This is a genomic window from Parasphingopyxis sp., assembly GCF_052168295.1.
Lineage (GTDB): Bacteria > Pseudomonadota > Alphaproteobacteria > Sphingomonadales > Sphingomonadaceae > Parasphingopyxis.
Genome location: NZ_JBQLZN010000007.1, coordinates 14,581 through 37,334, shown reverse-complemented (window position 1 = coordinate 37,334; position 22,754 = coordinate 14,581). Strand labels below are relative to the sequence as shown.

22 protein-coding genes and 1 pseudogene are annotated in these 22,754 nt (G+C 64.9%); 7 read left to right on the top strand and 16 right to left on the bottom strand.

Annotation, left to right across the window (positions count from 1 at the left end):
- The first annotated feature begins 91 nt into the window (after nt 1–91).
- Nucleotides 92–1,666: a lysine--tRNA ligase gene (locus ACTS1Z_RS01330; RefSeq protein ID WP_442622630.1), complete on the top strand. Its 1,575-nt coding sequence runs from the start codon at nt 92–94 to the stop codon at nt 1,664–1,666.
- 1 nt (nt 1,667) lies between these two features.
- Here ACTS1Z_RS01330 and ACTS1Z_RS01325 read toward each other — a convergent pair whose 3' ends face one another.
- The 5 genes from ACTS1Z_RS01325 to rpmF form a co-directional block, all read right to left on the bottom strand.
- On the bottom strand, nt 1,668–2,027 hold the full coding sequence (locus ACTS1Z_RS01325) for a MerR family transcriptional regulator (protein WP_442622629.1): 360 nt from the start codon (nt 2,025–2,027) through the stop codon (nt 1,668–1,670).
- A gap of 11 nt (nt 2,028–2,038) precedes the next feature.
- Complete coding sequence (locus ACTS1Z_RS01320) at nt 2,039–2,338, bottom strand: integration host factor subunit alpha (protein WP_442622628.1); 300 nt, start codon at nt 2,336–2,338, stop codon at nt 2,039–2,041.
- Nucleotides 2,339–2,422: 84 nt separating this feature from the next.
- A complete protein-coding gene (locus ACTS1Z_RS01315; RefSeq protein ID WP_442622627.1) occupies nt 2,423–3,382 on the bottom strand; it encodes a beta-ketoacyl-ACP synthase III in 960 nt (319 codons plus the stop codon).
- Nucleotides 3,379–4,425 carry a phosphate acyltransferase PlsX gene (plsX, locus tag ACTS1Z_RS01310; protein ID WP_442622626.1) on the bottom strand — a complete coding sequence of 349 codons (1,047 nt, stop codon included), beginning with the start codon at nt 4,423–4,425 and terminating at the stop codon, nt 3,379–3,381. Before plsX ends, ACTS1Z_RS01315 begins: the two co-directional genes overlap by 4 nt.
- A gap of 21 nt (nt 4,426–4,446) precedes the next feature.
- Complete coding sequence (rpmF, locus tag ACTS1Z_RS01305) at nt 4,447–4,626, bottom strand: 50S ribosomal protein L32 (RefSeq protein ID WP_442622625.1); 180 nt, start codon at nt 4,624–4,626, stop codon at nt 4,447–4,449.
- A gap of 211 nt (nt 4,627–4,837) precedes the next feature.
- Here rpmF and ACTS1Z_RS01300 point away from each other — a divergent pair, with 211 nt between their 5' ends.
- On the top strand, nt 4,838–5,263 hold the full coding sequence (locus ACTS1Z_RS01300) for an MAPEG family protein (RefSeq protein ID WP_442622624.1): 426 nt from the start codon (nt 4,838–4,840) through the stop codon (nt 5,261–5,263).
- A 145-nt stretch (nt 5,264–5,408) separates the two neighbouring features.
- Here the strand turns inward: ACTS1Z_RS01300 and ACTS1Z_RS01295 are convergent, their stop codons facing one another.
- The gene (locus ACTS1Z_RS01295; RefSeq protein WP_442622623.1) at nt 5,409–6,074 is read right to left on the bottom strand and encodes an MBL fold metallo-hydrolase; all 666 of its coding nucleotides are present in this window, start codon (nt 6,072–6,074) and stop codon (nt 5,409–5,411) included.
- 72 nt (nt 6,075–6,146) lie between these two features.
- On the opposite strand from ACTS1Z_RS01295, the gene pabB reads away from it, so the two are divergent.
- Nucleotides 6,147–7,919, top strand: a complete 1,773-nt coding sequence (pabB, locus tag ACTS1Z_RS01290; protein ID WP_442622622.1) for an aminodeoxychorismate synthase component I — start codon at nt 6,147–6,149, stop codon at nt 7,917–7,919.
- On the opposite strand, the gene ACTS1Z_RS01285 is transcribed toward pabB, so the two are convergent.
- From ACTS1Z_RS01285 to ACTS1Z_RS01270, 4 genes are read right to left on the bottom strand one after another with little or no spacing between them, the layout of a single operon-like run.
- Nucleotides 7,916–8,647: a hypothetical protein gene (locus ACTS1Z_RS01285; protein ID WP_442622621.1), complete on the bottom strand. Its 732-nt coding sequence runs from the start codon at nt 8,645–8,647 to the stop codon at nt 7,916–7,918. The genes pabB and ACTS1Z_RS01285 overlap by 4 nt on opposite strands.
- A gap of 9 nt (nt 8,648–8,656) precedes the next feature.
- On the bottom strand, nt 8,657–9,835 hold the full coding sequence (locus ACTS1Z_RS01280; RefSeq protein ID WP_442622620.1) for an aromatic amino acid transaminase: 1,179 nt from the start codon (nt 9,833–9,835) through the stop codon (nt 8,657–8,659).
- A 9-nt stretch (nt 9,836–9,844) separates the two neighbouring features.
- A complete protein-coding gene (locus tag ACTS1Z_RS01275) occupies nt 9,845–10,738 on the bottom strand; it encodes a prephenate dehydratase (RefSeq protein ID WP_442622619.1) in 894 nt (297 codons plus the stop codon).
- The gene (locus ACTS1Z_RS01270; RefSeq protein WP_442622618.1) at nt 10,735–11,598 is read right to left on the bottom strand and encodes a prephenate dehydrogenase; all 864 of its coding nucleotides are present in this window, start codon (nt 11,596–11,598) and stop codon (nt 10,735–10,737) included. The genes ACTS1Z_RS01275 and ACTS1Z_RS01270 overlap by 4 nt, the downstream gene beginning before the upstream one ends.
- A gap of 196 nt (nt 11,599–11,794) precedes the next feature.
- Between ACTS1Z_RS01270 and msrB the strand changes: the two genes are divergently transcribed.
- The 3 genes from msrB (at nt 11,795) to ACTS1Z_RS01255 (ending at nt 14,686) form a co-directional block, all read left to right on the top strand.
- The gene (msrB, locus tag ACTS1Z_RS01265; protein WP_442622617.1) at nt 11,795–12,289 is read left to right on the top strand and encodes a peptide-methionine (R)-S-oxide reductase MsrB; all 495 of its coding nucleotides are present in this window, start codon (nt 11,795–11,797) and stop codon (nt 12,287–12,289) included.
- 5 nt (nt 12,290–12,294) lie between these two features.
- A complete protein-coding gene (msrA, locus tag ACTS1Z_RS01260; RefSeq protein ID WP_442622616.1) occupies nt 12,295–12,987 on the top strand; it encodes a peptide-methionine (S)-S-oxide reductase MsrA in 693 nt (230 codons plus the stop codon).
- A 202-nt stretch (nt 12,988–13,189) separates the two neighbouring features.
- A complete protein-coding gene (locus ACTS1Z_RS01255; protein WP_442622615.1) occupies nt 13,190–14,686 on the top strand; it encodes an MFS transporter in 1,497 nt (498 codons plus the stop codon).
- Here the strand turns inward: ACTS1Z_RS01255 and pdeM are convergent.
- The 5 genes and pseudogenes from pdeM to ACTS1Z_RS01230 all read right to left on the bottom strand — a co-directional run bounded on the left by pdeM (nt 14,683) and on the right by ACTS1Z_RS01230 (nt 21,190).
- Complete coding sequence (pdeM, locus tag ACTS1Z_RS01250; protein WP_442622632.1) at nt 14,683–15,345, bottom strand: ligase-associated DNA damage response endonuclease PdeM; 663 nt, start codon at nt 15,343–15,345, stop codon at nt 14,683–14,685. The two genes, ACTS1Z_RS01255 and pdeM, sit on opposite strands and share 4 nt — an antisense overlap.
- 87 nt (nt 15,346–15,432) lie before the next feature.
- Nucleotides 15,433–16,695: pseudogene (locus tag ACTS1Z_RS01245) on the bottom strand (MFS transporter); the annotation flags it as partial.
- A gap of 96 nt (nt 16,696–16,791) precedes the next feature.
- The gene (locus ACTS1Z_RS01240) at nt 16,792–18,006 is read right to left on the bottom strand and encodes a dipeptidase (protein ID WP_442622614.1); all 1,215 of its coding nucleotides are present in this window, start codon (nt 18,004–18,006) and stop codon (nt 16,792–16,794) included.
- A 155-nt stretch (nt 18,007–18,161) separates the two neighbouring features.
- Entirely contained in the window at nt 18,162–18,572 is a 411-nt protein-coding gene (locus ACTS1Z_RS01235; RefSeq protein WP_442622613.1) for a hypothetical protein, read from the bottom strand.
- A 188-nt stretch (nt 18,573–18,760) separates the two neighbouring features.
- Nucleotides 18,761–21,190 carry a ligase-associated DNA damage response DEXH box helicase gene (locus ACTS1Z_RS01230; protein WP_442622612.1) on the bottom strand — a complete coding sequence of 810 codons (2,430 nt, stop codon included), beginning with the start codon at nt 21,188–21,190 and terminating at the stop codon, nt 18,761–18,763.
- A 95-nt stretch (nt 21,191–21,285) separates the two neighbouring features.
- On the opposite strand from ACTS1Z_RS01230, the gene ACTS1Z_RS01225 reads away from it, so the two are divergent.
- On the top strand, nt 21,286–22,200 hold the full coding sequence (locus ACTS1Z_RS01225; protein WP_442622611.1) for a sulfotransferase domain-containing protein: 915 nt from the start codon (nt 21,286–21,288) through the stop codon (nt 22,198–22,200).
- A gap of 9 nt (nt 22,201–22,209) precedes the next feature.
- Here the strand turns inward: ACTS1Z_RS01225 and ACTS1Z_RS01220 are convergent, their stop codons facing one another.
- Entirely contained in the window at nt 22,210–22,743 is a 534-nt protein-coding gene (locus tag ACTS1Z_RS01220) for an HD domain-containing protein (RefSeq protein WP_442622610.1), read from the bottom strand.
- Nucleotides 22,744–22,754: the final 11 nt, after the last annotated feature.

Sequence of the window (22,754 nt, the reverse complement as noted above, 5' to 3'; positions counted from 1 at the left end):
CGCCATGGGTGGCATGGAGCGCGCGATAGGGTAGAGGAGCGGGTTTCGACACGGGTTTTGATCCTTCGCCCAAAGAGAACGAAAGAGCAACATGAACGCGCTGCGCGACGCCGCATTTCAGTCCAAGGCCTGGCCCTATGAGGAGGCCCGCAAGCTGCTGAAACGCTATCCGGACGGCAAGCCCGACGGATCCCCGATCCTGTTCGAAACCGGATACGGACCGAGCGGCCTGCCGCATCTCGGCACCTTCCAGGAGGTCGCGCGGACGGAGATGGTGCGCCATGCGTTCAGCGAGATGAGCGACTATCCGACGAAGCTTATCGCCTTTTCCGACGATATGGACGGGATGCGCAAGGTCGCCGAAAACCTGCCCAATCGCGACATGCTGGCCGAACATCTGGACGAGCCGCTGTGCCGCGTGCCGAACCCTTTCGATACCGATCATGAGAGCTTCGCCGCGCACAACAACGCGATGCTGCGGCAGTTTCTCGACCGCTACGGCTTCGATTACGAATTTCTGGCTTCGTCCGACTGCTATGGCTCGGGGCGGTTCGACGAAACGCTGAAGCTCGTCCTTGCGCGCTACGACAAGATCATGGACGTGATGCTGCCGACGCTCGGCGAGGAGCGGCGCGCGACCTATTCGCCGGTGCTGCCGATCTCGGCGGTCAGCGGCAAGGTGCTGCAGGTGCCGGTCGAGGTGGTCGATCCGGAAGCGGGGCTGGTCCGCTTCATCGATCCGGCGACCGACGAGGCGGTCGAGCATTGCATCCTGGGCGGCGCGGCGAAACTCCAATGGAAGGTCGATTGGGCGCTGCGCTGGACGGCGCTGGGCGTCGATTATGAGATGGCCGGCAAGGATCTGATCGATTCGGTGACGCAAAGCTCGAAGATCACCCGCGTGCTCGGCGCGAAGCCGCCCGAGGGGTTCAATTACGAGCTCTTCCTCGACGAAAACGGCCAGAAGATTTCGAAGACCAAGGGCAACGGCGTCACGATCGATGAATGGCTGACTTATGCGCCCGAGGAGAGCCTCAGCTTCTACATCTATCGCGACCCGAAAAAGGCCAAGCAGCTCTCCTTCGGCATCATCCCCAAGGCGGTCGACGAATATCAGCGTTTCCTCGACAGCTATCCCGACCAGCCGATCGAGCAGAAGCTGCCCAATCCCGTGCATCATGTGCATGCCGGCGATCCGCCGCGCGTCGATATGCCGATCAACTTCGCGCTGCTGCTTAATCTGGTCGGTGTGGCGCATACCGACGACAAGGAACTGATCTGGGGCTTCGTGCAACGTTACGCGCCCGGCGCCTCGCCCGAAACGCATCCCGAACTCGATGCGCGGATCGATTATGCGCTCGCCTATTTCCGCGATTTCGTCGCCGACACGCTCGAAAGGCGCGCGCCCGAAGGCAAGGAGGTCGATGCGCTGCGCGATCTCGATGCCGCGCTGGCCGAGATGCCGGATGACGCGGACGGCGAGACGATCCAGAATGCGGTGTTCGAAGTCGGCAAGCGGCATGAATTCGAGCCGCTGCGCGACTGGTTCAAGGCGCTCTATGAAACGCTGCTCGGCGCGAGCCAGGGCCCGCGCATGGGCAGCTTCACCGCGCTTTACGGTATCGACAATGTGCGCAAGCTGATCGCCGAAGCCCTGGCCGAATAGCCTAGGCGTTCAGCGCGTCGGCGAGCTTCGTCCGAAGCTGTTTCAGTTCCGCTATCAGATCGGGTTCGAGCGCGAGCTGTGGCGCCGCCTCTCGCGGTTGTTGCGGTTTGGGCTGATCTTCGGTCTTCCCCGCCAGCACTTTCTGCACGCCGCGGATCGTATAGCCGTCATCGTTGAGCAGACGGTTGATCCGCTCGACCAGCGCCACATCCTCTGGCCGGTAGTAGCGGCGGTTGCCCGCACGTTTCAGCGGCTGGAGCTGCGGAAAGCGCGTTTCCCAATAGCGCAGGATATGCTGTGCGACGCCAAGCTGGTCGGACAATTCCCCGATCGTGCGAAAGGCGTCAGCGTCTTTGGGCATGGATCTCCCGTTCAGCTCGCTTGCGCGATCGTTTCCCGCATCGACTGGCTCGCGCGGAAGGTCAGCACGCGGCGCGGCGCGATCGGCACTTCGACGCCGGTTTTCGGATTGCGGCCGATGCGCTCGCCCTTGTCGCGCAGCACGAAGCTGCCGAAGCCCGATATTTTGACGTTCTCGCCGTCCGACAGCGCGTCGCACAGATGTGCGAGGACCGATTCGACCAGCTGCGCCGAATCCGCCCGCGAAAGGCCGAGGCTGTCATGCACCTTCTCAGCCAGGTCGGCCCGTGTCAGTGTTCCCGCTTCGCTCATCTGCTTCCCCCAACTTGTAGTTTTTCTGTAACAATCTTTAACTTAGTGCGCCCCATCGGGCAATCGCCAAGCACACACAGCATATCAGTAACGGACGATCGAAGCACCCCAGGTAAAGCCGCCGCCCATCGCTTCGAGCGCCAGGACATCGCCACGCGTGATGCGGCCGTCGCGGACGGCAGTGTCGAGCGCGAGCGGAACCGAGGCGGCAGACGTGTTCGCGTGCTGATCGACCGTCACCACGATCTTCTCGGGCGGCAGGCCGAGCTTCTTCGCCGTCGCGTCCAGAATGCGGCGATTGGCCTGATGCGGCACGATCCAGTCGACATCGGCCGCCGTCAGACCGGCCGCGTCGAGCGCCTCGTGCAGAACCGCCGACAGATTGACGACCGCGTGACGGAATACCTCGCGGCCCCTCATGCGCAGCTTGCCGACGGTACCGGTGGTGGAGGGGCCGCCATCGACATAGAGCAGCTGATTGTGCCGTCCGTCCGCATGGAGCTTGGAAGAGAGGATGCCGCGCTCGCCGTCTTCGGCGCCAAGGACGACCGCGCCCGCGCCGTCGCCGAACAATACGCAGGTGCCCCGGTCTTCCCAGTCGAGGATGCGGCTGAAGGTCTCCGAGCCGATGACGAGCGCGCGCTGCGCGCCGCCCGCACGGATCATGCTGTCCGCCACGGTCAGCGCGTAGAGAAAACCCGAACATACGGCCTGCACGTCGAAGGCGATGCAATCGTCGATGCCGAGATTGGTCTGGATGATCGTCGCCGATGCCGGGAAAGTCTGATCGGGCGTCGAGGTCGCGAGGACGATCAGGTCGATGTCCGCCGCTGGTACGCCCGCCGCTTCGAGCGCGCGTTCGGCCGCCAGCGTACCGAGGCTTGCGGTCGTCTCGCTGTCATCGGCGATGTGGCGGAAATGGATGCCGGTGCGCTCGATGATCCACTCGTCGGACGTGTCGACGGTCTCGGCGAGTTCATCGTTGCTGACGCGGCGGGCGGGGAGGGCGGATCCGGTTCCCAGAATCGCCGATTTTCGGGTCATTCAGCCGCGTCCTCGATCGCTTGCTTGGGGAAATTTTCAAGGTCGGTGGCGATCTTTCGCGTTATGTCGGCCATCGCCATCTTGGCCGCCACGCCGATCGCATTGCGCACGCCGTTCGCGTCCGCGCCGCCATGGCTTTTGACCACCAGCCCATTGAGGCCGAGAAACACGCCGCCATTATGGTTGTTCGGGTCGAGCGTACGGCGCAGCAGATGCGCGGCGGGCCGCGACAGCAGGAAGCCGAATTTTGAGCGCAGCGAGCTCGTGAATGCGCGGCGGATGAGGTCGGCCACGAAGCGCGCCGTGCCCTCGATGGTCTTGAGCGCGATATTGCCCGAAAAGCCGTCCGTGACGATCACATCGACATGGCCGCGCGAGAGCCGGTCGCCCTCGATAAAGCCGGTGAATTCGAGCGGCAGCGCATCGGCGGCGCGCAACTGGGCGGCCGCGTCCTGCAGGATACCCGTGCCCTTCAATTCCTCGGTACCGATGTTGAGCAGCGCCGTACGCGGTTTCGGAATGTCGAGCACGGTGCGCGCATAGGCCGCGCCCATCACCGCGAACTGAACGAGATTTTCCGCATCGCATTCGGCGTTCGCGCCGAGATCGAGCATCACGACATCGGTGTCGCCGAGCGTCGGCAGCAGGGCGGAGATGGCCGGACGTTCAATGCCCTCCATGGTGCGCAGCGCGACCTTGGCGATCGCCATCAGCGCGCCCGTGTTGCCGGCGGAGAGTGCGGCCTCGGCTTCGCCCGCCTTCACGGCGGCGATGGCGAGGCCCATCGACGAATCCTTCGAGCGGCGCAGCGCCTGGCTCGGCTTGTCCTCGCCCGAAATCACGCCGTCGGTGTGGACCACCTCCACATTGTCGGCGAGCGACTTGTGCTTCGCGATCTCTGTGCGGATCGCGGTCTCGTCACCAAAAAAGGTGAAGCAGAGATCGGGAAAATCGGCGCGGGAAGCGGCTGCGCCTCCCACCATTACCTCAGGCCCCACATCGCCGCCCATCGCATCGATGGCGATACGGGGCGCCCGGCTCATGCGATTCGCTCCGGCCCTCGTTTAGGCGTCGATCGGCAGGATTTCGCGGCCGTTATAATGGCCACACGCGGTGCACATGTGATGCGGACGCTTCAATTCCCCGCAGTTCGGGCATTCGTGAAAGGCTTCAGCCTTCAACGCGTCATGCGCGCGGCGATTGCCACGGCGGGAGGGCGATACTTTTCTCTTCGGAACGGCCATGTCGGCACCTTGTTTGCTAGCAATTGCCAAAAAACTCTGTCGCCACCGGCATTACGAGCTTCTCCGGCGGCCATCAAGGCTGCCGCATGATCCCGAGCCGATAAGCGGTGAAGTCGGGCGCATATAGCGAATTTGTGCGCGCTTGCAACCTTTGTGAACGCATGCGAGGGCCCAACCAACGGCCATCGGGGCCGGAAAAACGGGACGTATCATGAAACTCGAAATCACATTGATTATCGCTGCGGCCGCCGCGCTGCTCAATATCTGGCTGGCCGTGCGGGTCGGGCGGGTGCGCACATCGGCCAAAGTATCGGTCGGCGACGGCGGTAACGAGATGCTGACGCGCCGGATGCGGGCGCACGCCAACTATGCCGAATATACGCCCTTCTTCCTCATCCTGCTCGCGCTCGTCGAGCTGGCCTGGGGCGCGAATATATGGCTCTGGGGCGCTGCCATCCTCTACATTCTCGGCCGCCTCGCCCATGGTTTCGGCATGGACGGCAACGACAAGCTGCGCGCCTTCGGGACGATGTCGACCCTGCTCGTGCTGCTTGGCCTCGCGATCTACGCGCTGGTCATCGCCTATACGGGCCCGGTTTTCGAAAGCCTCGACATGCCGGCCGACGGATCGGCGTAGTTTGTCAGAAACTTCCTATCGGAAGTTCGCCGCACCAGCCCTCACCCCCTCCCGACCTCCCAAACAGGGTATACTCATGGGAGGTCGGGAGGGGGTGAGGGCTGGTGCGGCGCTCAACCGCCAGGTTGAGTCTGACAGATAATGCTCAGGCTGACGCCAGTATCCGGTCGGCGACGAAGCCATTGGTCTGCCGTTCATGGCCGAAGGTCGACATCGGCCCATGGCCCGGCACGAAGGCCGTTTCGTTGCCGAGCGGCCAGAGTTTCTGGGTGATCGCGTCGATCAGGTCCTGATGGTTGCTCATCGGGAAGTCCGTCCGACCGATCGATCCTTGGAACAGCACATCACCGACGATGGCGAGCTTCGATTCGGGATGATGGAACACGATGTGGCCGGGCGTGTGGCCCGGGCAGTGATAGACGTCCAGCGTCAGCTCGCCGACCGTGACCTGGTCGCCATTGTCGAGCCAGCGATCGGGTTCAAACGTCTTGCCCGCAAAACCCCATTTGCGCCCGTCATCCTCAAGCCGCGAAATCCAGAAACGGTCGGCCTCGTGCGGCCCCTCGATCGGCACGCCGAGCTCGTCGGCGAGGATCTTCGCCTGGCCGCAATGGTCGAGATGGCCGTGGGTGATCAGCAGCTTCTCGATGGTCACGCCCATCTTCGCCGCCGCGTCCTTGAGCTTGGGCAGGTCGCCGCCGGGATCGGTGAAGGCGCCGCGCATCGTCTTCGTGCACCAGATTAGCGTGCAGTTCTGCTGGAGCGGCGTCACCGGGACGATGGCCGCCTTGAGAGGGGCGTTGTCAGTCATGCCGGGTGACATGGCAATTGCGCCGCACGCTTGCAACTGGCGAAACCGGCCAAGGCTTGGCATGGGGCGGGGGTGACCGGTCCGATTTCCTCCGAAGCGCCATTCGTGCTGCTCGACGATGCCCGGCCCGATGGCGCGGCCGCGCGGCTGTTTGCGGGCCCGATCGAGACGGTCGAGGCGCGGTCCCACGATGCGGTGGCAGCGGCGCTGGACCGGCTGGCCGAGGCGCAGGCGGACGGGCTCCATGCCGCCGGCTTCCTGAGCTATGAGGCGGGTTTCGCGCTGGAAGAGAGACTGGCACCGCTGCGCGGCGACCCGGCCGATGGCGAAACGCCGCTCTTGTGGTTCGGGCTGTTCGAGGACATACAACGTATCCCGGCCGAGGATGTGCTTGCGCACTTGCCCAATCCGGACGGTGCCTGCGCGGGCACGCCGCGGCCTCGCATCACGCAAAGCGGCTATGGTCACATGTTCGAAACGGCGCAGCGCTTCATCGCGGCCGGCGACATCTATCAGACGAACCTGACTTTCGCCTGCGATGTGCCGCTCGCCGGGCATCCGATGGCAATTTACGCACGGCTCCGCGCCGGGTCCCTTGCCGGTTATGGCGGCGTGGTCTGGACCGGCGCGCACTGGCTGTTGTCGCTATCGCCCGAACTCTTCTTTTCGCTCGCCGATGGAGCGGTGACAGCCCGGCCGATGAAGGGCACGGCAGTGCGCCACGCCGATCCGGCTGCCGACAGCGCGGCGCGCGACGATCTTGTCGCGGATCCGAAGCAGCGCGCCGAAAACCTGATGATCGTCGATCTGTTGCGCAATGATCTCAGCCGCGTGGCCGCGCCGGGCAGCGTGTCCGTGCCCTCGCTCTTCCACGTCGAGTCCTATCCGACCGTGCATCAGATGACGTCCACCGTCACCGCCGATCTCGCGCCGGGCAGTTCGGCGCTCGATCTGGTCCGCGCCATCTATCCCTGCGGGTCGATCACCGGCGCGCCAAAGATCCGGGCGATGGAGATTATCGCCGATCTCGAGACCGGTCGACGCGGTCCTTATACGGGTTCGATCGGCTGGCTCGATCCCCAGGGCGATGCCGCGTTCAACGTTGCCATTCGCACGCTCGTCCTTGAAGATGGCGCGCGCAGCGCGACGCTCGGCCTCGGCTCGGGCGTCGTTGCGGACAGCGATGCGGGGGACGAATGGCACGAATGCCTGGCCAAGGGTGCATTTGTGACTGAGGGGCAAGACCGGTTCGATCTGATCGAGACGATGCGCTTCGATCCGGTGGACGGGATCGCCCGGCTCGAAAAGCATCTCGACCGGATGAAGGCGAGCGCGCGCCTGTTCGGTTTCGAGTTCGACCGTCATACGGCGCGCAACGAATTGCAGGCGGCGACCTTCCGAGTCGATGCGCCGTCCAAGGTACGGTTGCTCGCCTCGCGTCGCGGCGGACTCGCCATAGAAATCCGCCCGCTGCCCGATGCGCCCGGCGAGCCTGTGCCTGTCGCGATCGCACCGCGCACGGCTATCGCCGAGGATTTCCGCCTCAATCACAAGACGACGGCACGGTCCGTCTATACCGACGCCTTCGTGCCCGGCGCGTTCGATACGCTGCTCGAAGATGCGGACGGTTGCCTTACCGAAGGCTGTTTCACCAACCTGTTCGTCGAGCGCGACGGCAGACTTCTGACGCCGCCCGCATCGCGCGGCCTGCTCCCCGGCATCCTGCGCCAGACGCTTATCGAAGAGGGCCGGGCCGTCGAACAGGATCTGACACGCGCCGATCTCGCCGACGGTTTCCTCGTCGGCAATGCGGTACGCGGATTGCTGAAGGCGAAGCTCGCCTAGACGCCGAGCCGGTAGAAATCGAGCGCGAGAATGCGTTCGATATGGGCGAGCCATTCGCGAATGCCGGTATCGGCGTCCGCGCAATCCAGTTCGATCACGACATTCTGGCCGCGCCGTCCGGTGCGAACCTTCACGCCATCGGCGAGGAAGACGCTTTTGAGCGCGATCGCCGTGTCGCTGTGCGCGCCGACCAGCTTGGGCGCGTAGATATTCGCATCGTCGAAGGCGAACTGCCCGCCCGCGCTGTCCGTCGCGGGCACATCCTCGATGCCCATATAGACGTCCGCCCGGTGCAGTGCGCTGGCCGAGCGGCTGATCCCCGCATGACGGAAGAATTCGATCGCTTTCTGCGTGTCCTCGAGCGCGCCGACCGCGACATGCTGGCGCGCCTCGAGATAGCCGTGCCAGCGTTCGACATTTTCGAGGCTCGAAAATTCGCTGTCGAACAGGGCGCGGAAGCTGTTGGCATAGCTGTAGCGCAATGCTTCGTCGGCGACGTCGAGCGTGACGAGCTTGACGATCTTGCGCTGCGAGCGCGCCATCAGGATCGCGTTGGTGAACAGAAACGCCGTCGCCAGCGTCTCGGTCAGCTCCGCGCTGGCCGGCAGGTTGCGGCACCGCAGCGCAAAGACGCTCGCCTCGCCCGATGCGATGTCGGCGACGGCGGCGTCGAACTCGGCCTTCTCGCTGTCGAGGAAGAGATTGGGGACGTTGGGAAGCGAAGCCATGATGCGCTCCTATACAGCCGTGACGAGCTTGGCGGCGATCTCGTCGATCTTGGAGAGATCGATGCCGGCGATGTTCATGCGCCCGTCGGGAATGATGTAGACGCCATGTTCTTCGCGCAGCGTCTGCGCCGCCTCGGGCGTGACGTCGATCAGCGAGAACATGCCGTAACCTTTATCGATATACGTCCAGTCGCGATCCTGTTTCGCGCGGGCCAGGGCCAGCGCGAGCGCCGTGCGGCTGCCATTGATCGTCTCGCGCATCTCTTTGAGTTCCGCGAGCCAGGCGGCCTTCAATTCGGGGTCTTCGAATATCATGCGGACGATGGCGGCGCCGTGATCGGGCGGCATCGAATAATTGGCGCGGGCAAGCGAGAGCAGGGCGGAATTGGCCGCCGCCAGATTCGCATGACCCTTGCCGACGAGTAGCGCTGCGCCGGTGCGCTCGCGATAGAGGCCGAAATTCTTCGAACAGCTGAGCGCGAGCAGCATTTCCGGTGCGCGTTCCGCTATCGCGGCGATGCGCGCGGCGTCCTCGTCCCAGCCCCGCCCGAAGCCGATATAGGCGGCGTCGACAAAGGGGATCAGCCCGCGCGCCACGATGCCTTCGGTCAGCCGGCCCAGTTCTTCGCGCGACGGGTCCACGCCGGTCGGGTTGTGGCAGCCGCCATGGATGACGACGACATCGCCTGGCGCCGCCGCGTCCAGCGCCTGCAGTATCGCGTCGATATCCGCGTCCGCCGTGAATTTCGGATAGGGATAGGTCGTCATCGCCGCGCCGACTGCGCCGAAGATCGCGCGATGGTTGGGCCATGTCGGATCGGGCATCCAGAAGTTCGCCTTCGGGTTGAGGCTGAGCGCCAGCTCCGCCAGCACGCGCACCGCGCCGGACCCGCCGATCGACTGGATACCGATCATGTCCGTGCCGTAATCGTGATCGGGCAGTACCGCCTTGGCGAGCAGCTCGACGAACTTCTGGTCGCCGCCGACGCCGACATAGGTTTTGGTCATCTGCGTATCGATCAGCCGCTGCTCGGCGGCCTTCACGGCGCGCATGACCGGCGTCACGCCGTTCGCATCCTTGTAGACGCCGATGCCGAAATCGACCTTGTCGTCGCGCGGATCCTCCTGATAGGCGCGGCTGATCGCGATGATCTGGTCGATCGGACGGGCGACGGCTTGGTCGAACATGGATGATCCTCAGGGGCTGACCGATTTGACTGGCAGGAAACCGGAATTGGCGTTGCGGACGTCGCTCGCGACATAGCTGCCGAGCAGTTTGACGTAGCGCGCCTTCTCTTCGAGCGCGCCGAGCGCGGCCTGAACCGCCTCGTCCTCAAGCCCGCCGCCGATATCGATATAGAAGGTCGGGAGCGCCGTTTCCTCGGAGATCGTATAGGTTTCGAGCGTCGTGATATTGATGCCGGCATCGCGGAACACGGCGAGCGCTTCGATCAGCGCGCCGGGCTGGTGATCGATCTGGAAGATCAGCGTCGTGATGTTCGCGCCCGTATAGTCGGGATCGAGCGCCGGTTTTTCGAGCGCGAGGAAGCGCGTGTAGTTGTTCTTCTGGTCGGCGATATCGCGCTCGATCACGACGCCGCCGAACACTTGGGCGGCGACCGACGAGCCGATCGCCGCGACCTGCGGATCGCCGAGTTCCGCCACCTGCTTCACCGCCGTCGCCGTATCGACCGTCTCCACTTGTTCGGCGTCACGGCAATGCGCCTCGATGAAGCCCGAGCTTTGCAGGAAGCCTTGGCGGTGGCTGAGAATGCGCGTGATGCTGCCGGGTTCGGACACGGGCTGCGGGCCAGAATGCGCCTGGATCAGGCAATGTTCGATCCGCTGCATATGCTCCTGCACGATCGCCATCTCGGTGGAGAGCATCAGGCGGTGGACGTCCGGAATGCGGCCGCTCGTCGAATTCTCGATGGGAATTACGGCGGTCTTGTGTTCGCCCGCTTCGACCGTTTCCATGATCTCGCCGAAGGTGCGCAGGCCGACATGCTCGGCATCGGGAAACATGCCGATCGCCGCCTGATAGCTGTATGTGCCCGGCGAACCCAGATAGGCGATTGTCTCTGCGGTCATTCCTCATTCTCCAGCGCGTCGACCCGGCGTTTCGCTTCGACCAGAGTCTCCAGCAGAACCGCGGGCACAGGCTCGTCGGCCATGGCGGCGATCAGATCAAGCCGTTTTTTGAATTCGGCCACCGCCGCCTTCAGCTCCGCGCTGTTCGCACGGAAGATGTCCGCCCACATCTGCGCGTCCGATCCGGCAAAGGCGGCGATACCGCGATAGGAAGCGGGGAGCAGGTCTGACGGTTCCTCGGTGCCCAGCCCGGCCAGCGCATAGGCGATCAGATGCGGCAGGTGGGAGCCGGTCGCGAGCAGCCGGTCATGCGCGTCCGGCGCCATTTCGACGACCCGCGCGCCGAGCGTCTCCAGCAGCGTTTTCGCGGCGGTCACGGCTGCGGTGTCGGTTGCGTCTGTGGGCGTTAGCACGAACGGCCGCGCGGCAATGATATCGCCGCTGGACCGCCCTGGCCCGGCCGAAATGCCGCCCGCCAGCGGGTGGCCGGGTACGAAGCGCGCGGCTTCGACATCGGCTTCGGCAACCGCCTCCACGATAGCCTGCTTCGCCGATCCGGTGTCGATGATCAGCGCTTCGCTGCCCGGCAATTCGAGCAACGCGGCGACCTGTTTCGCGATCGTCGCGACCGGCGTGGCGACAAAAATCGCGTCGCAATCAGCCAATTCGGCCAGTGTGGCCGCGATATCGGCCTTTGGGTGGCGCTCGGTGACATAGGCCGCATTGCCGGGGCTGGCATCGTGCACGATCAGCGCTGTATCCGGCAGCCTGTGGGCGAGCCGCGCGGCGATCGAACCGCCGATCAGGCCCGCGCCGACCAGTCCGATCTGCTGGAAATCGGGCGCGTTCATGGCGCTCATGAAGATTTTCCGTGCTGCATTGCACTGCACAAAAGCCGGTCCGATCCCTAAATGCAAACGATAATCCGGCCCGGGAGCGACGAAAACTGTAACCAAATCCGCCCGTCCGCCGAATGACGCGATTGGGCGTATACGCCCGGTTTCAGTGCCGGTTCAGCAGGGTGGCCATAGTAGCGGGCAGTGACGAGGTGAGTGAATGACGATTGATCGACGAACGATTTTGACAGGTGGCGCGATTGGCGCGCTGGCAACGCTGGCGGGCTGTGGCAGCCGTGCCGATGCGTCCAACAGCGGCAATTTCCCGGTCCGCTATACAGAGGCGCAGTGGCGCGAACGGCTGACGCCCGAGGAATTCCGCATTCTGCGCGAACATGGCACGGAACGGCCCTTCACCAGTCCTCTGGACGATGAATCGCGCCGCGGCACCTTCACCTGTGCGGGCTGCGGCAACCGGCTGTTCAGTTCGGCGACCAAGTTCGACAGCCGAACCGGCTGGCCGAGCTTCTACCGGCCGTTGCCGAACGCGATCGGCACGAGCACGGACCGCAGCCTCGGCATGGTCCGCACCGAAGTACATTGCGCCGACTGCGGCGGCCATCTCGGCCATGTCTTCCGCGACGGCCCGCGTCCGACAGGGCTGCGCTATTGCATCAACGGCGTGGCGATGGATTTCGTCCCCGCGAGGAGTTAGTACCCATGATCATGAAAAAGCTCGTTTCCTTCGCCATTGGTGGCGGCGCCGTGATCGCCGCGGTGGCCGCGATTTCTCTGCCGACGACGCAGCAGACGGTCGAGGCGGCAGTGACCATCCCGCCGCCCCCCACAAATGTCGTCGTGACCGAAGGCAATCAGGTCGCCGTGTTCGCCGGGGGCTGTTTCTGGGGCATGGAGGGCGTGTTCCAGCATGTGCGAGGCGTCCGCAGCGTCGTTTCCGGCTATGCTGGCGGCAGCGCCGAGACCGCAACCTATGAACAGGTCGGCACGGGCCGGACGGGCCATGCCGAGGCGGTGCGGATCGTCTACGATCCGAGCGTTGTCACCTATGGCGAGCTGCTGCGGATCTATTTCTCCGTCGCGCACGATCCGACCCAGGTGAACCGCCAGGGCCCGGATGTCGGCCCCGACTATCGTTCGGCGATCTTCCCGCAGAATGCCGCCCAGCGCAGCGTCTCGCGGCGCTATATCGCGCTGCTCAACGAATCCGGCCGTTTCTCGCGCCCGATCGCGACGCAGCTCGAAAGCGGGCGTTTCTATCGCGCGGAAGACTATCATCAGAATTTCATGAACCGGAACCCGCGCCACCCCTATATTCTCGCCCATGACGTCGAGAAAGTGGAGGATCTGCGCGCGACCTTCCCGGATATGTTCACGAGCACGCCAGCCGCTTAGTTCGTCAGACTCGACCTTACGGTCGAGCGCAGCACCAGCCCTCTCCCCTCCCGACCTCCCATCTATTGTACACTGAATGGGAGGTCGGGAGGGGAGAGGGCTGGTGCCGCGATCTCCTGATAGAGAAATTCTGACAAAAGGAATCTGACAAAGAAAACCGACACCTTGCGCTCGCTCTGCATTCCCGCCAACGCTGGCGGATATGGAATCGCTGCATGATCGCCCCGAATGCGCCGATCGGCAGCGGGAGGCGGAGGCGCCGTGCGCGGTCGCGGCCCGGCCCTATGTGCTCGCGGCGACGATCATGGCGTCGGGCATTGCATCGGTCACCGGATCGATCATCCTCATCACCCTGCCGCTGATCCAGCGCGACCTGGGCGCGAGCTACGGTTCGCTGCAATGGATTTCGAACGGCTATACGCTCTTTCTGAGCGCGCTGATCCTGATCGGCGGCGGCGCGGGCGACCGCTATGGGCGGCGGCGCATCTTCGTCATAGGGATCGGCATTTTCACGATCGCCTCTATCGCCTGCGGTTTTGCGCCGACGACCGAGATACTGATCGGGGGGCGGATCGTGCAGGGCATTGGTGCCGCCCTGATGGTGCCGCAGAGCCTCGCGATCATCGCAGCATCTTTTCCGAAGGATATCCGCGGGCGCGCCATCGGCCTGTGGGCGTCGGTCTCGGCGCTGACGACCGCCATCGGGCCTTCGCTCGGCGGCGTGCTGCTCGATGCGACGAGCTGGCGCGCGGCTTTCTGGATTACACCGCCATTCGCGCTGATCGTGTTGTTCCTCGCGCTCCGCTATGTCCCGGAGAGCCGCAACGAAGAGGAAACGGGCGCGCTCGACTGGCGCGGTGCGATACTGGCGGCGCTCGGTTTCGGGCTGCTGACATTGGGGCTGACCGCGCTTTCGGAAGGCGGCGGCACTGTCCGACCGCTCTTGCTGATCGGTGCGGGCGCACTGTTCGTCAACCTGTTCGTCTGGTCCGAACGCAGCGCGCATAATGCGCTGATGCCGCCCAAACTGTTCGCAAATCGCCGTTTCGCAGGGGCCAATGCGATGACCGTCTGCCTCTATGGGGCGCTCGGCGCGGTGCTGTTCCTCCTGCCGTTCGACCTGATCGGGCGACGCGGGCTCAACGCGACCGAGGTGGGACTGACGATGTTGCCGCTCGGCGTGATCATCGGGCTGCTCTCGCGCCCGATGGCGGGGCTGGCCGAGGATTATGGCGGCCGGCTGTTTCTGACGATCGGTTCGGCGATCGCCGCGGCCGCGATGATCTGGATGTCGTTCAACACTCTCGGCTATTGGACCGGCGTAATCGGCCCGCTGGTCCTGCTCGCCTTCGGCATGTCCTTCGTGTTCTCGCCGCTATCGACGATGGTGATGAATAGCGTGTCGGACAATCAGACGGGCACGGCTTCGGGCGTAAACAACGCCGCAAGCCGGATCGCCGGGCTGTTCGCCGTCGCGATCGTCGGCGCGGTCAGCGCGACGCTGTTCGCGGGCGGCGGGCAGGGGCTTGAATTCGGGCAGTTCCCGGATACCGCCAGCCCGGCCTATGCCACCGTCGAAGACCGTTTCGTCAGGGCCCATTCGGTCGCGCTGCTGGTCGCGGCGAGCTGGGCCGTGATCGCCGCCTTTCTCTCCTGGTTCATGATCGGGCCCGACCCGGATGAAGAGGCGGAAAGCTAGGCGGCGAGCGGAAATCTGAGCAGCCGGTCGTTGACGGGCACGAGCGCCTCGGCGGCCGTGCCGACCGCGCGCGCGATCTCGGGATGCGCGGCATCGAGCCCGCCGGTCAGCGCGCCGAAGGCCGGCAGGATCAGCTTGCGCTCGGTCGCCACGAAGCAGCGGCGCGATACGCCCTTGCCGCGCACGCGGATCCGGAGTTTCGGGTGAAAATGGCCCGACAGTTCGGGTCGCGGCTCGGCCGGATCGGCCTCGTGGCGGAGGAGCAGGCCGTCGACGTCCGCCTCCTCCATGATGCGCCCGCCGCAGTTTGCGCCCAGCGCCTCGTCGTGATTGCCCGTGATCCAGGTCCAGTCGAGCCGCCCGGTCAGTGCTGCCAGCTTCTCGCGCGCGGCGTCGGACAGCCGTTCGCTCCCCGTGCTGTCGTGGAAACTGTCGCCCAGGCACCAGAGCTCGCGGGCATCGGTCGCAGCGATCAGCGCTTCGAGATCGGCGAGCGTCGCCTCGCTGTCATAGGGCGGCAGCATCTGCCCGAACCGGGCGAACCAGCTGGCCTTCTCGAAATGCAGGTCGGCGACGAGCAGCGCCTTGCGCGCCGGCCAGAACAAGGCGGCCTGCGGGAGCGCGACGAGATCGTGACCGGAGAACGAAAAGGGAACCATGGTCGATATGTGCCGCCAATGCCGCGTGCAATCAAGAGGCGGTGACACGTGCCAGCGGCTGGCCGTGAACGTACCGAGAAGCGCGAGCGGAATGCCGATTGCGCAGACCCAGAAGCCCGCCGCCGCGACAGTCTCTACCGTCGGGCCCTGTGCGAAGCCGGTGAGGTTGGCGGCAATTCCGGCGATCGCCGCGCCGGTCGCCGCGCCGGCATCCCGCACCGCGCCGATCCCGGCCGAACCGGTCGCGCGTTCGTCTTCGTCGAGCGAGGCCATCACCGCGCGGCTGATAAAGCTGTACGACAGGCCGAAGCCCGCACCGAGCAAGGCCCCGCCGATGATGACGAGGACCAGCATGCCGCTCGCCAGCACGAGGCTCAGCAGCACCAGCGACGCCGGGACGCAGGCTGCGCCGATCACGATCCAGCGCCGCCGCCATCGCTCGCCCGCGCCCGCGACGGCGAGCGCCGCGCCGGTCCAGGCCAGCGCTTCGACGGCGACGACATAGCCCGCCTGCGTCGCGCTCAATCCGTTGGTGAACTGCAGGATGGCCGGCGCATAGATGGCGAAACCGACTTCGCCGGCCAGCAGCAGGAAATAGGTTGCATAGGCCGCGCCGATCAGCGTGTTGAAGCGCGCTGCGTTTCTCGGGAGCAGGCGGGCGCGGGCGCGGCGGTCGTACAGCACGGCGGCCGTAAGCAAGATAACGCCTGTGGGGACGAGCATCAGCTGGAGCAGGCCGGTTTCGACCACGCCCGCCGCCGACAGCATGGTTACGCCGCCGACGATCAGCGCGATCTGGATGAGCGGCAGGCCTCCCGGCCCGTCTTTCCGTCCGCCCGCCGGGACGAGCCAAGCGGCGGCCAGTGAGAAGAAAATAGCCTGTCCGGCGAACAGCCAGAATACGCCGCGCCAGTTGCCTGCGTCAGCGAACAGCCCGCCGACGAGCGGCCCGACAAAGGTCGCCACGCCCCAGATGGCCGTCGCCGCGGCGAATACGCGGACGAGATAGCGCTCCTCGAAAACGAGGTTGATCGTGACATAGCAGAAGCCCGCAACCCAGCCCGCGCCGACGCCCTGCACCATGCGGCCTGCCACGAAGCTCGGCATATCCGGGCCGAGCGCGCTGATCGCACAGCCGATCGCGAGCAATATGCCCGAGCCGACCATCGCGGGCCGGAGCCCGATGCGGTCAGACAGCCAGCCCGCGCACGATGCCGCGGCCACGACGCCTACCAGATAGGCCGACGTCGCCCAGCCGAACCAGGCGAAGCCATCGAGGTTGCGCCCGACGCTCGGCATGATGGTGGTCGTCACCAGCGCGTCGGCGGCCATCAGCCAGATGCCGAGCATGATCAGCGCGAATGCGGGCCAGCGGCCGCCGGCGAGCGTTTCGCGCCAGCTCGCCGTATCTTCTGCGGTTTCGGCCGTACTCATCCGGCCTCGGGATTAGCCGCCGTGGCTGGCCGCATGCTCTTCGGCGGCGCGGAGCAGGCGCAGCACATTGCCGCTCCACATCTTGGCGAGATCGCTCTCGTCATGCCCGGCGGCGAGCAGGCGTGCGGTGATCATCGGCAACGCGGTGATGTCGCGCATATTCTCGACCCCGCCGCCGCCGTCCCAGTCCGCGCCGAAGGCGACATGATCGACGCCCGCGACGTCGATCAGATGCATGAGGCTCGCCATGAACATTTCGAAATCGGCATCCTCGCGCGGCGTGACGGCTTCCAGGGCGCGCAGATCCCGCACAAAAGCGTCCTGCGTTTCGCGCGATTCGGAGAACATCTCCATGAAACGGCGGCTCATCGCCTGCCATTCGGGCGAGTTGCTGCGCGGCGCGAGATAGATGCTGTTGACCGCGATGACGCCACCCGATTCAGCGAGCCGCCGGATGCGCGCATCGTCGATATTGCGCGGATGGTCGTGCGCGGCCTTGGGCCCCGAATGGGAGAGTATGATCGGCGTCGCGGACAGTTCGACCATCTGGTCGAACGCCGCATCCGAGGCGTGTGAACCGTCGGGGATGATGCCGAGCCGGTTCATCTCGGCGATGAGTTCGCGGCCGAGCGGGCTCAACCCGCCCCACAATTCCTCGCCGGTCGCGCTGTCGGCAAACTGATTGCTGGCGGAATGGACGGGGCCCACCATCCGCACGCCATTGTCGTAGAAGCGCTGCAGCGCGCCGATATCTTCGCCGAGTGGATAGCTGTTTTCGATCGACTGGTAGACGAAGCGCCGGCCGGCCGCTGCGATCCGCGCGGCATCGTCGGCGGTGCGCGCATGCTCGAGCGCGTCGGAATTGGCGGCGATCATCGCGAGGATCATCTGCTGGCGGACGGCGGCCATGGCTGCGGCGTTGCCATAGCCCTCTTCCGTCAGTTCACCCTGCGGCGTCCAGATGACGAAAAAGCCGCCATCGAGCCCGCCCTCGATCATGCGCGGAATATCGACCTGGCTGTTGTCGGCGACATAGTCATGCCGCTCGGCGATGTCCCAGCCTGGGCGCATCAAGTGCAGCGGCGTATCGAGATGCGTGTCGAGTGTCAGCAGCCGCTCGTGGACTGTTGCAGCCCCAGCCTCGCCGGGTTGAGCCGCCAGTGGCGCGCCCATGACGCTCGCCGCCATGCCCAGAGCCGTTCCCAGTCCGATACCGATCATGCGCATAATGTCTTCCCGCCAGTTGAGGTGTCGGCGGCAGCGCTAGCGTGTTTCGCGCGCGATGTCGCGCCCCGAAAACGGTCCAGCCGCCCGGCCCGCGCTGCAGCGCAAGGCCGGACGGCTGGATGTGGTCGCCGGAGTGCGACCGGGTGACGGTGGCTCTAGAGCCCCCGCATGCCGATGCCCATCACCTTGTCGGGCCGGCGTTCGTCCATGAGGACGCTGATCGCATGGGTACGGCCGCTGCCGTTGCGGACGCGCAGCACCATGCCGTTATCGATCTCGGCCACTTCGAGCAGCTCGAGGTCGCCCGTGCGGCGCGCGATCCGGTTCAACTGCTGCACGCGCTGGCGATAGGCGCCGTCGGAGAGCAGATTGTCACGCGCCCAGCGCGACCGTTCGCCGCCATTGCCATTCAGCGCGGCGACGAGCGATTCGGCGAGCTGCTGCGCGTTCGGCGCGGCGGCTTCGGCCTGGGCGGTGGCCGGTGCGGTGGTCACCACAATGCCGGCGGCGGGAAGCGCCGCGGCGGCGAGAAGCAAACGGGATTTCGTCGTAATTGTCTTGAACATCATACACTCCTGAACCAAATATTTGGATGCCCGCATAAGGGGTGCGGACGCGAGTGTATTATTACTGCAATACAGCATTGTCGCCCCGATTTCGACGGGCGGCACGATTTCCTCGATAAACCGATTCGTAACGACAAACGTCGCAATACAGCCGATAAAGCGCATAAAATTAGCCCGAAACGGACTATTTAGGCGTCTTGCATCGCGATTTCGGCCAGCGCTTCCGCTTCGATCAGCAACGCGTCGTCGACCGTGCCCTGCGCCACATGTTCGCGGCCGATCAGCACCAGCACCGGCACCGCAAGTGGGGAGACCCTGGGCAGGTCGACATGCACCATCGTATCGGCCGCGCGGTCGAGCAGGCCGGCGAGCCGCCCGACATCGGTGAGCTTGGTCCTCGCATCCGCCCAGGCCGCTTTCAAGAGCAGATGATCGGGCTCATACCGGCGCAGCACGTCATAGATGAGATCGGTCGAGAAGGTCACTTGCTTGCCCGTCTTGCGCTTGCCCGGATGCTGCCGCTCCACGAGGCCGCCGATCACCGCGACCTCGCGAAAGGCGCGCTTGAGCAGATGGCTGTTCTGGACCCAGTCGACGAATTCGTCCTCGAGAATGTCGGGCGAGAAGAGCGGTGCGGGATCGCGGACGCGCTCGAGCGAATAGGTGGCGAAGCTGTAATCATTGGCGACGAAACCGATCGGCTTCAGACCGGCCGTCTCCATCCGGCGCGTCACCAGCATGCCGAGCGACTGGTGCGCGTTCCAACCCTCGAAGCTGTAGGCAACCATGAACTGCCGGTCCTTGTGCGGGAAGGTCTCGATCAGCAGTTCGCCGGGTTTCGGCAGGACCGAGCGTTCGGACTGCACGCGCAGCCATTCCTCGACATCTTCCGGGAAGCCCGCCCATTCCGCTGGATTGGCGAGAAAACCGCGCACCCGGTCCGCGAGGTTCGTCGTCAGCGGCATGCGCGCGCCGACATAGGTCGGGATGCGGGCGGGGCGCGAGGAGGCGCGGACGGTGAGGTCCGTATCCTTGATGCCGAGCACTTCGAGGCTCATGCCGGCGAAGAAGAAGGTGTCGCCCGGCGACAGCGTGGCGGCGAAATATTCCTCGACCGTGCCGAGCTTGCGGCCATTCTTTAATCGCACGTCGAGCACCGGCGCGTCGACGATGATGCCGGCATTGAGCCGGTGCTGCTTTTCGAACTTCGGATGGCTGACCCGCCAGATCGTCTGGCCGTCTTCGTCGACTTCGCTCGTTAGCCGCTTGTAGCGGTCATAGGCGCGCAGCGCATAGCCGCCGCTCGCGATGTAATCGAGCTCGCGCGAAAACTCCGCCGAAGGCAGGTTGCGATAGGGCGCGGCCGAGCGGATTTCTTCGAGCATCTCGGCTTCTTCGAACGGCGCCGCGCAGGCGCAGGCCATGATATGCTGGGCGAGCACGTCGAGGCTGCCGGGCCGGAAGTGATCGGGATCGAGTTCGCGCTCGGCGACCGCGTCGAGCGCCGCGCGCGCTTCGAGATACTCAAAACGATTGCCGGGGACGAGGATCGCCTTGCTCGGTTCGTCGAGCCGGTGATTGGAGCGCCCGATACGCTGGAGCAGCCGCGAGGCGCCCTTGGGCGCGCCCATCTGCACGACGCAATCGACATCGCCCCAGTCGACGCCGAGATCGAGGCTCGCCGTTGCAACGAGCCCGCGCAGCTCGCCGCGCGCCATCGCCGCCTCCACCTTGCGCCGCGCCTCGCGCGAGAGCGATCCGTGATGGATGCCGATCGGCATTTCGCCGCCATTCGCCTTCCACAGGTCCTGGAAGATCAGCTCGGCCAGCCCGCGCGTATTGCAGAAGACCAGCGTGGTCTTGTGCGCGGCGATGATCCCCATCACCTGCTCGGTCGCCCAGCTGCCCGAATGGCCGGACCAGGGCACGCGGTCCTCGGGCAGCAATATCTCGATCTCGGCCTCCGCGCCTGCTTCGCCCGTCACGATCTCCACACTGTCTGCATCCGCATTTGGCGCGAGCCAGCGGGCGTACCCACCGGGATCGGAGACGGTTGCCGACAGCGCGACCCGGCGCAGGCCCGGCGCCAGTTTCTGCAGCCGCGCCATGGCAAGGCTCAGAAGATCGCCGCGTTTCTGGGTCGCAAAGGCGTGGACTTCGTCGACGATCACGGTTTTCAGGTCCGCGAAGAGATTGGCGCTGTCGGTGTAGGAAATCAGCAGGCTCAGCGATTCCGGCGTCGTCAGCAACATGTGCGGCGGGCGCTGGCGCTGGCGCACCTTGCGGTTGTGCGGTGTGTCGCCGGTGCGCGTTTCGACCCGGATATTGAGACCCATTTCGTCGATCGGCCCGAGCAGGTTGCGCTGGACATCGACGGCCAGCGCCTTGAGCGGCGAGACGTAGAGCGTGTGGAGGCCGTCCATCGGCGTTTCGATCAGCTCGGCAAGGCTAGCGAGGAAACCCGCCATCGTCTTGCCCGCGCCCGTCGGCGCGACGAGCAGCGCATGCCGGTCCGCGCGTGCCGCCGCCAGCATCTCCAGCTGATGCCGCCGCGGCTCCCAGCCCCTGCCGGCGAACCAGTCGTCGATTGTGGGAGGAAGGGCGGTAGCGGCATCCATCGCCTCAATCTAGCCGACACGCCGCACGATGCGAGGGCCAATGTTGCGCCGGATGCCGGATCGCGCCACACCGGAAAAAAAGGGGGAGATTGCCGATGACCGACGAGAAGACCGTCCGCGCGACGACGCCGCAGGAATTCCACGCACTGGGTTCCAAGATATTCGTCGGCGAGGAGATCGGCCGCTCGATGACCGCGTACGAGCCGCGCCCGACCGACGTGATCATTTCGCCCTTCGGCAAATGCGGGACGACCTGGCTGCAACAGACCTTTCATCAGCTGCGTACCGGCGGTGACATGGATTTCGAGGATATTTCAGGCGTTGTACCCTGGATCGAGACGGCAACGGCGCTCGGTATCGACATCAACGCCGAGCAGCGTGCGGAGCCACGCGGATTCAAGAGCCACCTGCCTTATTATGCGCTTCCGACAGGCGCACGCTATGTTGTCTCGCTGCGCGATCCCAAGGATGCGCTCGTCTCAATGCACAAATTCATGGAGGGCTGGTTCATCGAGCCCGGCGCAATACCGGTCGAGGTCTTTGCACATGGTTGGGCGCGGGGCGAAGATGATGCGACAAGCTACTGGGATCATTTGCTCAGCTGGTGGGCGCAACGCGACAATCCCGATATACTGCTTCTGACCTACGAGCATATGATCGAATCGCCCGAGCATCATGTTCGCCTGCTCGCCGATTTCTGTGGTATCGCGCTGGACGACGATCTGGCGGCGCTCACCCTTGAACGCTCTTCCCTGGCCTATATGCTTGAACACAAATCCAAGTTTTCCGACCCGATGATGCGCGCGCTTACTGAGCGAAGATGTGGATTTGCGGCTGGCAGCGACTCTGCCAAGGTCCGCAAGGGCGGCGTCGGCGGCCACAAGAAGATATTGCCGGAGGAAACTGCGGCGATGCTCGACGCCATATGGGCGGAAAAGGTTGAACCAGAGGCGGGCTTCGCGGACTATGCGGCGCTCGATGCCGAGATCAGGCGGCGCAACGCAACCTAGCGGCTTGGCTTAGGGTTTGTTGGCATAGGCTGCGTCGAACGCCGCTTCGAGTTCGGCGTGCACGCCGCGCATGCCGTCGACGACCTGCTTGCCCCAGTCGAAATAGTTGCGCTTGCGCTCCACCGGCCAGTCCGGCGGGGCGGCGGCGATATCGTGCAGGTTCGAAGTCTTATCGGCGATCTTGACGAGCTTGGCCTCGCGCGACTTGTGCGGCGCATGCTCCACCTGGAGCCGCTTGCGTTCGGCCTTTTCCAGCGACTTGTCGTCGGTCACCTCGCCCACGATGCCCGCGATTCGACCACCGAACCGCTGCTCGAGTTCTTCGATGCTCGTCTCGGTGTCTTCGACCGTATCGTGCAGTATCGCGGCGGCCAGGATCTCCGTATCGTCGATCCCGTGCCGCGCCAGCAGCGCGGCGACGTCCAACGGATGATTGATGTAAGGCGTCGCTTCGGCATCCTTGCGGCGCTGATCGCGGTGCCGGTCGGCCGCATATTGGGCGGCGTCGAGCAACAGATGCAGTGGGTTGTCGTGATTCTGCATGGTTCTCAATT

Coding starts and splice junctions, on each gene's coding strand:
- ACTS1Z_RS01330 (WP_442622630.1), top strand. CDS start 92: ATGAACGCGCTGCGCGACGCCGCATTTCAGTCCAAGGCCTGGCCCTAT.
- ACTS1Z_RS01325 (WP_442622629.1), bottom strand. CDS start 2,027: ATGCCCAAAGACGCTGACGCCTTTCGCACGATCGGGGAATTGTCCGAC.
- ACTS1Z_RS01320 (WP_442622628.1), bottom strand. CDS start 2,338: ATGAGCGAAGCGGGAACACTGACACGGGCCGACCTGGCTGAGAAGGTG.
- ACTS1Z_RS01315 (WP_442622627.1), bottom strand. CDS start 3,382: ATGACCCGAAAATCGGCGATTCTGGGAACCGGATCCGCCCTCCCCGCC.
- plsX (WP_442622626.1), bottom strand. CDS start 4,425: ATGAGCCGGGCGCCCCGTATCGCCATCGATGCGATGGGCGGCGATGTG.
- rpmF (WP_442622625.1), bottom strand. CDS start 4,626: ATGGCCGTTCCGAAGAGAAAAGTATCGCCCTCCCGCCGTGGCAATCGC.
- ACTS1Z_RS01300 (WP_442622624.1), top strand. CDS start 4,838: ATGAAACTCGAAATCACATTGATTATCGCTGCGGCCGCCGCGCTGCTC.
- ACTS1Z_RS01295 (WP_442622623.1), bottom strand. CDS start 6,074: ATGACTGACAACGCCCCTCTCAAGGCGGCCATCGTCCCGGTGACGCCG.
- ACTS1Z_RS01285 (WP_442622621.1), bottom strand. CDS start 8,647: ATGGCTTCGCTTCCCAACGTCCCCAATCTCTTCCTCGACAGCGAGAAG.
- ACTS1Z_RS01280 (WP_442622620.1), bottom strand. CDS start 9,835: ATGTTCGACCAAGCCGTCGCCCGTCCGATCGACCAGATCATCGCGATC.
- ACTS1Z_RS01275 (WP_442622619.1), bottom strand. CDS start 10,738: ATGACCGCAGAGACAATCGCCTATCTGGGTTCGCCGGGCACATACAGC.
- ACTS1Z_RS01270 (WP_442622618.1), bottom strand. CDS start 11,598: ATGAGCGCCATGAACGCGCCCGATTTCCAGCAGATCGGACTGGTCGGC.
- msrB (WP_442622617.1), top strand. CDS start 11,795: ATGACGATTGATCGACGAACGATTTTGACAGGTGGCGCGATTGGCGCG.
- msrA (WP_442622616.1), top strand. CDS start 12,295: ATGATCATGAAAAAGCTCGTTTCCTTCGCCATTGGTGGCGGCGCCGTG.
- ACTS1Z_RS01255 (WP_442622615.1), top strand. CDS start 13,190: ATGGAATCGCTGCATGATCGCCCCGAATGCGCCGATCGGCAGCGGGAG.
- pdeM (WP_442622632.1), bottom strand. CDS start 15,345: ATGGTTCCCTTTTCGTTCTCCGGTCACGATCTCGTCGCGCTCCCGCAG.
- ACTS1Z_RS01240 (WP_442622614.1), bottom strand. CDS start 18,006: ATGCGCATGATCGGTATCGGACTGGGAACGGCTCTGGGCATGGCGGCG.
- ACTS1Z_RS01235 (WP_442622613.1), bottom strand. CDS start 18,572: ATGTTCAAGACAATTACGACGAAATCCCGTTTGCTTCTCGCCGCCGCG.
- ACTS1Z_RS01230 (WP_442622612.1), bottom strand. CDS start 21,190: ATGGATGCCGCTACCGCCCTTCCTCCCACAATCGACGACTGGTTCGCC.
- ACTS1Z_RS01225 (WP_442622611.1), top strand. CDS start 21,286: ATGACCGACGAGAAGACCGTCCGCGCGACGACGCCGCAGGAATTCCAC.
- ACTS1Z_RS01220 (WP_442622610.1), bottom strand. CDS start 22,743: ATGCAGAATCACGACAACCCACTGCATCTGTTGCTCGACGCCGCCCAA.